The sequence below is a fragment of the Streptomyces sp. NPDC057438 genome, from assembly GCF_042802995.1.
In the GTDB taxonomy this organism is placed as follows: Bacteria; Actinomycetota; Actinomycetes; order Streptomycetales; family Streptomycetaceae; genus Streptomyces.
On sequence record NZ_JBHVDD010000004.1, the window covers coordinates 1 to 10,950 of the forward strand.

General features: G+C 71.6%; 12 protein-coding genes and 3 pseudogenes. 7 read left to right on the forward strand and 8 right to left on the reverse strand.

Annotation, left to right across the window (positions count from 1 at the left end; translation table 11 throughout):
• Positions 1-187, reverse strand: a pseudogene (locus tag ACFU5F_RS04070) (hypothetical protein); the annotation flags it as partial.
• Positions 188-356: 169 nt separating this feature from the next.
• On the opposite strand from ACFU5F_RS04070, the gene ACFU5F_RS04075 reads away from it, so the two are divergent.
• Positions 357-872, forward strand: coding sequence for a MarR family winged helix-turn-helix transcriptional regulator (locus tag ACFU5F_RS04075; protein ID WP_383881606.1), 516 nt, complete (start codon positions 357-359; stop codon positions 870-872).
• Between the two features lie 411 nt (positions 873-1,283).
• Positions 1,284-1,448: a hypothetical protein gene (locus ACFU5F_RS04080; protein WP_383881609.1), complete on the forward strand. Its 165-nt coding sequence runs from the start codon at positions 1,284-1,286 to the stop codon at positions 1,446-1,448.
• A 255-nt stretch (positions 1,449-1,703) separates the two neighbouring features.
• Here ACFU5F_RS04080 and ACFU5F_RS04085 read toward each other — a convergent pair.
• From ACFU5F_RS04085 to ACFU5F_RS04095, 3 genes and pseudogenes are all read right to left on the reverse strand, one after another.
• A pseudogene (locus ACFU5F_RS04085) lies at positions 1,704-1,862 on the reverse strand (MFS transporter); the annotation flags it as partial.
• Positions 1,859-3,229 (reverse strand): FAD-dependent oxidoreductase, encoded by a 1,371-nt coding sequence (locus ACFU5F_RS04090; RefSeq protein WP_383881611.1) that lies wholly within the window; start codon positions 3,227-3,229, stop codon positions 1,859-1,861. The gene ACFU5F_RS04090 and the pseudogene ACFU5F_RS04085, both read right to left, overlap by 4 nt.
• A gap of 56 nt (positions 3,230-3,285) precedes the next feature.
• On the reverse strand, positions 3,286-3,528 hold the full coding sequence (locus tag ACFU5F_RS04095) for a hypothetical protein (RefSeq protein ID WP_383881614.1): 243 nt from the start codon (positions 3,526-3,528) through the stop codon (positions 3,286-3,288).
• 413 nt (positions 3,529-3,941) lie between these two features.
• Between ACFU5F_RS04095 and ACFU5F_RS04100 the strand changes: the two genes are divergently transcribed.
• Together ACFU5F_RS04100 and ACFU5F_RS04105 are read left to right on the forward strand one after the other, a co-directional pair.
• Positions 3,942-4,103 carry a hypothetical protein gene (locus ACFU5F_RS04100; protein WP_383882060.1) on the forward strand — a complete coding sequence of 54 codons (162 nt, stop codon included), beginning with the start codon at positions 3,942-3,944 and terminating at the stop codon, positions 4,101-4,103.
• Between the two features lie 518 nt (positions 4,104-4,621).
• A complete protein-coding gene (locus ACFU5F_RS04105) occupies positions 4,622-4,993 on the forward strand; it encodes an ArsR/SmtB family transcription factor (protein WP_383881617.1) in 372 nt (123 codons plus the stop codon).
• A gap of 262 nt (positions 4,994-5,255) precedes the next feature.
• Here ACFU5F_RS04105 and ACFU5F_RS04110 read toward each other — a convergent pair whose 3' ends face one another.
• From ACFU5F_RS04110 to ACFU5F_RS04120, 3 genes are read right to left on the reverse strand one after another with little or no spacing between them, the layout of a single operon-like run.
• Positions 5,256-6,311, reverse strand: a complete 1,056-nt coding sequence (locus ACFU5F_RS04110) for an ArsO family NAD(P)H-dependent flavin-containing monooxygenase (RefSeq protein WP_383881620.1) — start codon at positions 6,309-6,311, stop codon at positions 5,256-5,258.
• Positions 6,308-7,099, reverse strand: coding sequence for an aquaporin (locus ACFU5F_RS04115; protein ID WP_383881623.1), 792 nt, complete (start codon positions 7,097-7,099; stop codon positions 6,308-6,310). The genes ACFU5F_RS04110 and ACFU5F_RS04115 overlap by 4 nt, the downstream gene beginning before the upstream one ends.
• Positions 7,100-7,140: 41 nt before the next feature.
• Positions 7,141-7,455 (reverse strand): ArsR/SmtB family transcription factor, encoded by a 315-nt coding sequence (locus ACFU5F_RS04120; RefSeq protein WP_383881626.1) that lies wholly within the window; start codon positions 7,453-7,455, stop codon positions 7,141-7,143.
• Between the two features lie 101 nt (positions 7,456-7,556).
• Here ACFU5F_RS04120 and ACFU5F_RS04125 point away from each other — a divergent pair, with 101 nt between their 5' ends.
• Both ACFU5F_RS04125 and ACFU5F_RS04130 read left to right on the forward strand, forming a co-directional pair.
• Entirely contained in the window at positions 7,557-7,973 is a 417-nt protein-coding gene (locus tag ACFU5F_RS04125; protein ID WP_383881629.1) for an arsenate reductase ArsC, read from the forward strand.
• Positions 7,974-8,138: 165 nt separating this feature from the next.
• Positions 8,139-8,531: pseudogene (locus ACFU5F_RS04130) on the forward strand (CoA-transferase); the annotation flags it as partial.
• 67 nt (positions 8,532-8,598) lie between these two features.
• On the opposite strand, the gene ACFU5F_RS04135 reads toward ACFU5F_RS04130, so the two are convergent.
• Positions 8,599-9,285 carry a hypothetical protein gene (locus ACFU5F_RS04135; RefSeq protein WP_383881632.1) on the reverse strand — a complete coding sequence of 229 codons (687 nt, stop codon included), beginning with the start codon at positions 9,283-9,285 and terminating at the stop codon, positions 8,599-8,601.
• Positions 9,286-9,609: 324 nt separating this feature from the next.
• Here ACFU5F_RS04135 and ACFU5F_RS04140 point away from each other — a divergent pair, with 324 nt between their 5' ends.
• Positions 9,610-10,923: an ABC transporter substrate-binding protein gene (locus ACFU5F_RS04140; protein ID WP_383881634.1), complete on the forward strand. Its 1,314-nt coding sequence runs from the start codon at positions 9,610-9,612 to the stop codon at positions 10,921-10,923.
• Positions 10,924-10,950 lie beyond the last annotated feature (27 nt).

Here is a 10,950-nt window from a genome sequence, read left to right on the forward strand (position 1 = left end):
CCCCCGAAGTCAGCCGCCGGTGGCAGCCCGGGCAACCGCCTCGGCGAGTGAAGGCGCGCATGCCCTGCCAGTTGAGACGCCCGACCGCCTCGGCGGTCAGGACGGGGTCGACTCCGCTGAAGAGGGACCGCTCCGCGTCCCCCGCCTTGACCGCGAGTTCGTCGGGGAATGCGGGGTCGTCGCACAAGCAGAGGAGGCGGACGGGACGACGGGTGCTGCCCCTGGACGACTGCCCGTCGGTACCGAACCCGCAACCAGGTCGGGCCGCACGAGGTACTCACTCCAGCCCACTGGACGGGGACGGCGGTAGCCTACGATCAGCAGTCCATGGAAGATAATTCTTCGGAAGGCGACTGATGGCCGACGCCGACCTGAAGCTGCTGTACCGGGAACTGGTCTCGCTGGAGATCGAGCTGTGGGATGGCATCGAGGGGCGATTGAGGGCGGAGTACGATCTGCCGCTGACCTCGTTCGAGGTGCTGCACCTGCTGCACCAGCAGCCCGGGCGGCGGGTCCAGGACATTGCCGAGAAGTTCTCGATCACGGTGGGCGGCACGAGCAAGGTGGTCGATCGCCTTGAGGCGGCGGGCCTGTGCGGGCGGCGGGCCAATCCGAACGACCGCCGTTCCTCGATCGTCGAACTGACTCCCGAAGGGCGGAAGCTGGTCGGCGGTGCGCTGAAGGTCTTCGAGGAGGAGCTGGAACTGCGTATCGGGTCGGTGATTCCCGAGCAGTCCGTACGCGAGGTGACCGCGGTCCTCAGTACGCTGCGGGCGGCCGGACGTGCCCTGGACGCGGAGCGGAAGGCCGCCGCGCAGACGCCGGTGCCGGCCGTGCGGGCGCCGAGGCAGCCGGGCCGACCGGCTTCGTGAGCCGCGCCGGCTCGGCGGTGCCCATGGGCTGATGACCCGGGCCCGCTGAACACGGCCCGGCCCATCAGTCCACGATTCAGTCGGCGATACCGGCGGAGGCGATGACTTTGTCGATGCGTTGCCGGCCGTGTCCCGCAGCCGGGCGAAGCTGAAGCCCGCAGAGTCGGAGACCGGCTCCTTGAACACCGCGGCCCCGGTTCGCCGGCGCGCCCGACGGTCGCGGTGACGTCCTGAAGGCGGGAACGGTCATGACACTCACTCCTTGACAGTCCCGTATCGGGACGAACACAACCCTCCAGGGCGCACTCGCCCCGGACTGCGATCGCCGCGCTCCGCCGACCCGGCTCGCGGAGCCCACCTGCCGGAGACAGGGCGGGCAGGGCCCCGGGGCAGCCGCCCATCCAGCAAACGGTGCGCGAGGCATACGTACAGGCTGGCACCAAGGAACACCGCGAACAGCTCGACGTGATCGTGGCCGGCCTACTGGCCAAGCACGGGCTGCGGCTGCGCTTCGACGAGGTCGTCCATCACGATGACAACGACGCCCTGCGACAGAGGCTGGCCGGACCAGCGTGAGTGCGGCGCACCGGCGCCGGCGTCAGGTGGCGGCGTCGGGCTCGGGCTCGGGGTCGGGGACCGCCTGAGCCCGCGCGCCCATGGCGTCGAGGACGTCGCGCACCCCCTCAGTGAGGGGGTGCGTCCGTATTCGACGCGTGGGGATCTCCGCGTAGGCGGTGCGGATGACGATGGCGTGGGTCTCGAACTGACGCAGCCTGCTGGTCAGAGTGTTGAGGACTGATGCCGGACGGGGCGTCGCGCAGCCGTGATACCGCTATCGGTGATGGCGAGGTTGAGGACGGGGAAGGCGTAGGAGAGGACGCCCCAGCTGGTGATCCGCGTGGCGCAGAGGGTGGGCAGCACGGCGCGTGGCCGCGGCCGGACCCCCGTCCCGGTCGCGGCCACGCCGGCCTTGGGGTTCGGTACCGTCAGCAGCCGCCGGAGGAGACTGCGGCAGCGGGAGCGCCGACGGTGAGGGTGGCCGGTGCCGCGCAGCATCCGCCGCCGCTCTGCTCGGCGGTCTCCGGCTGGTCGAAGAGGCCGGCGCCGCCGCAGACGCCGGTTTCGGGGAGGGTGAGTTCGACGCGCTCGGCGGCCTCACGGTCACCGGCGAGGTGGGCGGCGATCGAGCGGACCTGCTCATAGCCGGTCATGGCCAGGAAGGTCGGGGCGCGGCCGTAGGACTTCATGCCGACGAGGTAGACGTCCTTCTCCGGGTGGGAGAGCTCGGCCTGGCCGTGGGGGTAGACGGTGCCGCAGGAGTGCTGGTTGGGGTCGATCAGCGGCGCGAGGTCGAGCGGGGCCTGCAGGCGCTCGTCCAGGCCGAGGCGGAGTTCGCCGAGGAAGGTCAGGTCGGGGCGGAAGCCGGTCAGCACGATGACCTCGTCCACCGCGTCCAGGCGGCGGCCGTCCTCGCCGACCAGGACCAGGCGGCCGTCACCGTCCCGCTCGAAGGCGTCGGTGCGGAAGCCGGTGACCGCGTCGGCGTAGCCGCCATCCACCGCGGCCTTGGCCGCGAGTCCCAGTGCGCCGCGGGCGGGCAACTGGTCGGCGTCGCCGCCGCCGAAGGTGGAGCCGGAGATCCCTCGGCGCAGGATCCAGGTGGCGTGCGTGCCGGTGCCGTCGTCTGTCCTGGCCAGATCGGCGAGATAGGCGAGGGCGGTGAAGGCGGAGGCGCCGGAGCCGATCACGGCCGTGCGCTTGCCCGCGTACCGGGCACGGACGGCCGGGTCCCTCAGGTCGGGGACGCGGTAGGTGACCCGGTCCGCGGCAGCCTTCTCCCCCAGGGCTGCGAGGCCCCCGGCGCCGGCGGGGCCGGGGGTGGACCAGGTGCCGGAGGCGTCGATGACCGCGCGGGCGAACAGGCGCTCCTCGCGGCCGCCGGTGGTCTCCAAGTGGACGGTGAAGGGCTGGGTATCGCGGTCGGCGTCGACGATCCGGTCCCGGCCCGCACGGGAGACGCCGGTGACGCGGGCCTGGTAGCGGACGCGGTCGCCGAGAGTGTCGGCGAGGGGCTGGAGGTAGAGGGCGGCCCAGTCCCCGCCGGTGGGGTAGGTGGCAGGGTCGGGCCGGGTCCAGCCGGCCTGTGCGAGGAGCTTCTCGGCGGCCGGGTCGACGACTTCACCCCAGGTGGAGAACAGACGCACGTGCGACCACTCACGCGTGGCCGTTCCGGGGTGGGGGCCGGCTTCGAGGACGAGGAAGTCCAGGCCGCGCTCGTGGAGGTGGGCGGCGGCGGCCAGGCCGGCGGGGCCGGCCCCGATCACGACGACGGGCAGCTCGGTGGTGGTCTCGCTCATGACGTGTCTCCGGGATCTTCGTGCAGCAGGCGGATGGGCGGGGTGGGCTCGGGTGATCAGCAGCAGCCGGCGCCGGTGGCGACGGCTTCGCGCTTCGCCTCCGGCGCGCAGCAGGATCCGGCCGCCTCCGTGTCCTTGTCGGTGCCGCAGCACGGCGAGGACCGGGTGGGGACCGTCTCGGCGACGGGCCGTGCGGGGGCGGTGCCGCAACAGGAGGCCGCGGTCTCGGCGGTGGCGGGGGTGACCTGCTCGGCCATGACGACTCCCTCGGTGTTTCGATGACTGTCGATGTCTCGCATGTCAGCATGGCATCTGATTCGACAAACGTCAACATAGACATTTGTCGAATTCAAGGGACTGTTCAGGGCTGTTCAGGGCTGTTCATGGAGCACGCCGACATGGCGGCCATCGGTGGCGACCAGGCCGACCCTGCGGCCGCACACACCCTGCTCCGGGCGGGACTGAAGCCGGCGGCACTGGAGGCGTCGGACCGGACGGCCGGGTCGCGACGAGGCCGTCGCCCACCTGGACCACTACGCCGCCCGCCCGGATGCGGAGATCCGCACCGCCTGCCGCGTGGCCCGCGTCGCGGCCGAGGCACACGGCCGGTTCCGGAACGAGGTGGAAGGCAGGGCCGCCCTGACAGCCCGGGCCGGCCGTCATCGCGGCGTCGGGGAGCTTCAGCAATCCCTGCCGGCCGGCGCCGCTGGGGCTGGAGTCCTCCACGGGCCGCCTCCCGCATGGAGCGGACCACCGCGGACCCGGGGCGTTCGCGGGGCAACGGGTCGTGGTGATGGGGGCGGGAAACCCGGCGGTCCAGGTCGCCACCGAACTCGCCCGCACCAGCCGGACCGCACCGGCCGGGCGCCGGTGACGTCGGCCCGGCAGCGCCCGCCGGGCCAGGACCTGCACTTCCGGCTGACGCGTACGGGTCTGGACACCGCCCTGCCCGGCCGCGTCCCGCGCACCCCGCCCGCCCAGCCCGTCCCGGGACGACGGCCGCCACCGCGCCGCTCCCGCCGCGGACCCGCCCGAGCGTCGCCCGGTGTCCATGCGCATCGACGGCGACAAGGTCACCTGGGCGGACGGGACGATGAAGGAGGCGGACGCGGTGATCCTTGCGACCGGCTACCGGGACCCACCTGCCCTACCTCGCCGGCCTTGACGGCACCCTGGATGCGGCCGGGCGCCCCCTGCACCGCGACGGCACCTCCGTCACCCACCGGGGTCTCGCGTACGCCGGGCCGGAGTGGCAGCGCAGCCCGTCCTCGAACACCCTGCGCGGCGCCGGCCGGGACGCAGGCCGGACAGCGCACCGCCTGGCCGGGCATCCGGCCCGCCGGTGGTTTTCCCGCCCTACCGGCCTGATTCGACATGTGTCAACATAGACGTATGTCGAATGCGAAGGTTCTGCCGCTCCTGGAGCCCGAGGCCGTCGCCCCGTGCTGCCCTCCGTTGAACGAGCGCCCCATGTCCGCAGGCGAGGCCGAGGTCGCGGCGAAGATGTTCAAGGCCCTCGGCGACCCCGTCCGGCTGCGTCTGTTCTCCGCCGTCGCCTCCCACGAGGGTGGTGAAGCCTGCGTGTGCGACATCTCCGACGTCGGCGTCTCCCAGCCCACCGTCTCCCATCACCTCAAGAAACTGAAGGAGGCCGGGCTGTTGTCCTCCGAGCGGCGCGGAACGTGGGTGTACTACCGGGTCGAGCCGGCCGTCCTCGCCGCCATGGGCGCTCTCCTGTCCGGCGCCGCCAGGGCGACCGCGTGAGCGGGGTGCGGACAGCCGCGACGCGACCCGGGCACGCCGAGCAGGTCCTGGCGATCCATCAGGTCGGGATCGACGAGGGCAACGCCACCGTCGAGACGCGGGCCTCCTGGTGAACGGCGTTCGACAAGGCAGAACTGCCGTACCGGTTCGTTCCTGGTGGGCCTCACTCCGGTCCGGTGCGGCGCGGTGTGGTTGAGGCATCCGCGGCGCCTTCCTGCCGCCCGGCCATCGGTACTCCACCGTAGGGGCGGTCGCCGGGCTGTCAGGCGAGCAGGTCTCGGATCTCGCGGGCGGCTTCGCGGGCCGTCCGGCCGACGCCGATCAGGGTGGCGGAGGCGGGTCCGGTCCAGTCGCCGTAGCCGAGGAAGTGCAGGCGCGGATCGTCGGTGGCGCGGGTGCCGTCGGTGGCGATGTGGCCGCGGGCCGCGCGCAGACGCAGTCCGGCGAGGTGGGCAAGGGCAGGGCGGAAGCCGGTGCACCAGATGACCGCGTCGACGTCCTGCTGGCTGCCGTCTGCCCACTGGGCGCCGGTCGCGGTGAGCCGGGTGAACATCGGGCGTGCGGCCAGGAGGCCGGCGTCGCGGGCGGCGCGCACCGGGGGGACGGCGACGATGTCGCCGAGGAAGGCCACGCCTCCCGTGTCGGTACGGCCTTCGTCCAGGGCGCGGCGGCGGGCGGTCGCGGTGTCGAAGAGGACCCGACCGTCGATGTCGTCGGCGAGGTAGCGCGGCGGCCGCCGCGTCGCCCACGTCACCTGCGCATGGCCGGTGAGGTCGGCGGCGATCTGGGCGCCGGAGTTGCCTCCGCCCACCACGACCACCCGCTGCCCGGCAAACGCGGCCGGGTCCTTGTACTGGACGGTGTGGAGCTGGCGGCCGGCGAACTCGCGGCGCCCCTCGACCGCGGGAACGAAGGGCCGCGTCCAGGTGCCGGTCGCACTGACGACGGTGCGCGCCCGCCAGGTACCGCTGTCCGTCCCGACCCGCAGCAGAGTCCCCTCGTCGTGGACCGCGTCCACCCGGACCCCGTGCTGGACGGGCAGTCCGTACCGCTTCTCGTAGTCGACAAGGTAGGCGACCACGTGCGCGGCGTCCGGACAGGTCTGGCCCTCCTGGGCGGGCATGAGCCGGCCGGGCAGGGAGGAGTACGCCGCTGGTGAGAACAGCCGAAGCGAGTCCCAGGTGTGCTGCCAGGCACCGCCGGGTGCCGGCCGCGCGTCGAGGACGACGAAATCGATGCCCAGTCGGCGCAGGTGGTAGCCGGCAGCGAGCCCGGCCTGCCCGCCGCCGATCACCACCACGTCCGCGCGCCGCGTCATCCCGCGGACGCCCCCTCGGCGCCCTTGTCGCGCTTGGCCTCCATGAAGATCAGGGCGACCAGTGCCAGGCCCACCACGACACCGATCAGCTGCGTGCCGATGAACGCGGCCACCGAGGAGGGGGCGATGCCGGCGAAGGTGTCGGTGAACGCGCGGCCGATGGTGACCGCCGGATTGGCGAAGGAGGTGGAGGACGTGAACCAGTACGCGGCGCCGATGTAGGAGGCGACCGCGACGGGCGCGAACCGTAGCCGGTCCGTACGCGCCAGCCCGAAGATCAGCAGGATCAGGCCCGCCGTCGCCACCACCTCGCCGAGGAGCAGGTTGCCCGCGGAGCGGTCGTGGGTGGACCACTTCACCAGCGGCTTGCCGAACATCGCATCGGCCAGGATCGCGCCCGCGATCGCACCGGCGATCTGGGCGGGCACGTACACGGCCAGCTCGCGCGGGGTGACCCCGGCGTCGCCGCGGCGGGCGGTCCACCACTCGGCGAGGCTGACGGCCGGGTTGAAGTGGGCGCCGGAGACCGGGCCGAGGAGGGCGATCAGGACGCCGAGGCCGAAGACGGTGGCGGTGGAGTTGGCCAGCAGTTGCAGGGCGACATCGTCGGTCAGCTCGGTGGCCTGGATGCCGGAGCCGACCACGATCGCCACCAAGGCGGCGGTCCCGACCAGCTCCGCGGCCGCGCGGGCGGCCAAGGGCCTACGGGGCGGGGTCGCGCCGGGTGCGGGCTGCGGCGACGGGTCGGCGGCTACGGCGTCACTCGCTGCGGTTTCGGTGGCGGTCAAGACGGGGTTCTCCTCGGGCAGGTGAGGCAACGCGCGGAAGGCTAGGGACAGGGCCGCTTGAGGTTCGCGTCGGCGGTGGCGCGCGCGGTTCGGGCGAGACCGGCGAATTGACCGGCGAGCGTTTCGATGACTTCCGGGCGCAGGCGGTAGTAGATGTACCTCCCGCACGGCTCCGTCTCGACGACCCCGGCCTCGCGCAGCACCTTCAGATGGTTGGACAGGTTCGTCTGCTTCGCCCTCGTCTCCTCCACGAGGTGGGTGGTGCACAGCGTCTCGCGCGCGAGGAGGGTCACGATCCGGAGCCTGAGCGGGTCGGCCAGAACCCGGATCAGATCAGTGTCGACTGACGTCATCATGGACTGATACTGTCACATCACCCAGGACTGATACCAGCTTGGACTGAATCATGCCGCAGGCCGATGGCGTGCCGCAGCCCGCCCGCCCCGAAGGAAGAACGATGTCTGCCAGTCCGCTCGCATCCGTGCTGTTCGTCTGCATCCACAATGCCGGCCGCTCCCAGATGGCCGCCGGGTTCCTGCGCCACCTCGCCGGCGACCGCGTCGAGGTCCGCTCCGCCGGCTCCCTGCCCGGCGACAAGATCAACCCATCCGCCGTGGCGGCGATGGCCGAACTCGGCATCGACATCTCCGACCAGACCCCGAAGGTCCTCACCCCCGAGGCCGCCCAGGCATCCGACTACATCATCACCATGGGATGCGGCGACGCCTGCCCGTACTTCCCCGGCAAGACCTACCTCGACTGGCAGCTCGAAGACCCCGCCGGCCAGGGCGTCGAAGCCGTCCGCCCCATCCGCGACGAGATCAAGGCCCTCATCGAGGGCCTCCTCTCCGAGATCGACGCCAAGAAGTCGTGACCCGCATGACCGGCACCCACCAGAGCGACGACGAACAGGCCCCTCCCGCAACGCCCGTCGGCCCTCTCCGGGCTGTTTCCAGTACGGGCCGTTCCGCGTCCCCCTTCGGACCTCACCCCCTTCGGGCAGCCCCCTACCCGCCCGCCGGCCCCGGCCGCCGATGAGCTGCATATCGCGCAGCCGGTGCTCAGCCGGCAGATCCGCGCGCTCGAGCAGGATCTCGGCGCCTCGCCGTTCATCAGAGACCGCCACGGCGTGGCGCTGACCTCGCAGGGCACCCTCGCCGAACGGCTGCGCGCCGGCGGCACCGGCATCCCCGCCTTCCACACCCCGGCCGGGGTCGGCACCCAGGTCGCCGATGGCGGACTGCCCTGGCGCTACGGCCCCGACGGCAGCATCGCCTCGGCCTCCCCGCCCAAGGAGACGCGGGAGTTCCACGGCCGGACATACGTCCTGGACGAGGCCATCACCACCGACTTCGCCCTCGTGCGGGCCGCCCGCGGCGACCGGCACGGCAACCTCGACCACGCCGGCTCGAAGGCGGGTTTCGAACCCGTCCGCAGCAGTCTGCCGATCCCCTGCGCAGACGCTCCGCGCTCATCGACGCATGGATGTACGCACCCACCTACGCCGGTTCGGTGAACTGGTCGAACACCATCACCGCGGCCCGGGTGGCGAGGGACCAGCGGTCCCGTCCTTCCGGGTCCCCCAGGTGGGGATGTCCGGCGATCCAGCGCATGTGGAAGCCGTCGAGCAGGGCGGCGATGGTGGTGGCGAGGTGTTCGATCCTGTAGGGCGCACGCATGCGCAGCCCGTAGGCGTCCAGCAGCGCCTGGTACGCCTCGCAGGCGACCTCGGTGAACGACTCGCCGTAGTGCCCCAGGGCGTCGCGGACGCGTGGGTTGGCGGCGCTGGCATAGAAGCCGAGCAACACGCGATAGATCGGGTCCACACGGTGGTTCTCGTGGTTGTCCGTCAGGACGTCGTTGAGGGCCTCCTGCCAGGTCTTGCCGGTGTCGACCGCCTCCTTGAAACGGCGGATGCTCTCCGGCAGCCCGGGGACCAGTTCGGCCTGTCGGCTGGTGAGATGGAAGAGGAGATCTGCCTGGAAGTCGGCCTGGGCGGGCCAGATCTGGTAGATGGATCCGGTCGTGATCGCCGGTGCGGTGTCGTCGCCCAGTCTCTCCCGCATGATGCGGGTGGCTTCCTCGGTGACCCGCTTGACGCGGATATGAGCAAGGGCTGCGGAGACGGCAGCCTCGCTCGTGTCGGAGGTGCCGGCACAGACGAGCTGGGTTGCCGCTTCCAGCATGAGGGCCCGGGTCTCTTCGGGTGAGCGCCGAGGGAGCCTGCGTCTCACGGCGTGCTCCGTCATGTCCTTCCCTCCCATTGCATGATCGTTAATTCGGTGTGAACCGGGGCGTTGACAGGGCGCCAGCGTACACCTAGATTCCCGATCCGTAAGAAAGTTACGAAACTCGAAAGCGCCGATCACCTGGTCTTTCGAAGTTCCTCGGGCTGGACCGAGGCACCGGTCACCCCGGTGCGCACTCCTGCCCCTCCTCCGCCTTCCGCGCTCTCCCCGCATGCCGTGCCGGGCACCGCCCTGCCGTTTTCCGATCCTGGAGGATCCCGCATGCCCGCAATCTCACGCCCCCTCAGACTCGGCCTCGTCTCCGCCGCCATGGCGCCCCTGCTGGGCGTCGCCGCTTGCGGCGGATCGGGCACCGACGCACCCTCGTCGTCCGGCGCCTCCGGGGGTGGCTCCTCCGCGACGTCGGACTCCCGCCCGGCGAGTGACGTCGTGACCGACTACCTCGGCTACGTCGGCGGAAAGGCGGGCAAGGCCGACGCCGGCCTCGACCCGGTCACCCTGGGCTGGGTGAACGTCGAAGGCGGCCCCGGCGGCAACCCCGAAGCCACCCTCGGTGCCCGTGCCGCGGTGAAGTACGTCAACGACAGGCTGGGCGGCATCGGCGGGCACCCGCTGAAGCTGAACGTCTGCACGGTGGTGTCCGCCGAGGAGGAGGGACAGAAGTGCGGCCAGCAACTGCTGGGCGCCAAGGAGGTCTCCGCCATCGGCGTCGGCAATCTCTACCTCGGTGACGCCTCCTTCAACTCCGTGATCGCGGGCAAGAAGCCCGTGCTGGTCGCAGTGGCGACGGGCCCGACCATGCCCACCGCGAAGAACACCTTCAGCACGTTCGGCGACCTGCCCCACATCTTCGGCACCTGGGGCACGTACGCCCGTGACGTGCTGAAGGCGAAGACCGCGGCGGTGATCCACACGAGCACGCCCGGCGACAAGATCGCCTCAGGGGCAGCGGTGAAGGGCCTGAAAGCCGCCGGTCTGAAGGTGAAGTCCGTCGGATTCGACGCGCAGTCGACCGATCTGATCGGCCCGGTCACCGCGGCCGGGGCGAACACCGCGGATGTCGTGGTCCCCATCTCCATCGGTGGCGGATGCGTCGGAATCGCCAAGGCACTGAAGCAGCTCAATGTCACCAAGCCGGTGGTCTCCACGCCGCTGTGCATGTCCCCCGATGTCGCCCAGGGGCTCGGAGGGGACCTGCCCACCTGGACGTACGGCGTCGCCCAGACGCTGCCGATGGACTCCTCGGCCGCCGACTCCAAGGCGTTCCTGAAGGCCTCGGCCCAGGCCGGGCTGGGCAAGGACGACCAGTCCAAGGTCTTCGCGCCGCTGGGCTGGAGCACGATCCTGACGTACGCGAAGGTGCTCAACGCCATCGGCCCGGACAAGATCACCCCCGCGTCCGTGAGCGAGCAGCTCAAGAAGTTCCCCGGGCCGGTCATCATGGGCGCCGCAGAGGTCAAGTGCGGCAAGTACCCGGACGCCCCCGCCGTCTGCAACGACCAGGCGAGGTTCTACCAGTACGAAGGCAAGGGCCGGTTCAAGCCCCTGACCGACTGGATCCGCCCGCCCCAGTGAGCCCCGCCCGCCCCACCGCCGCTGAGG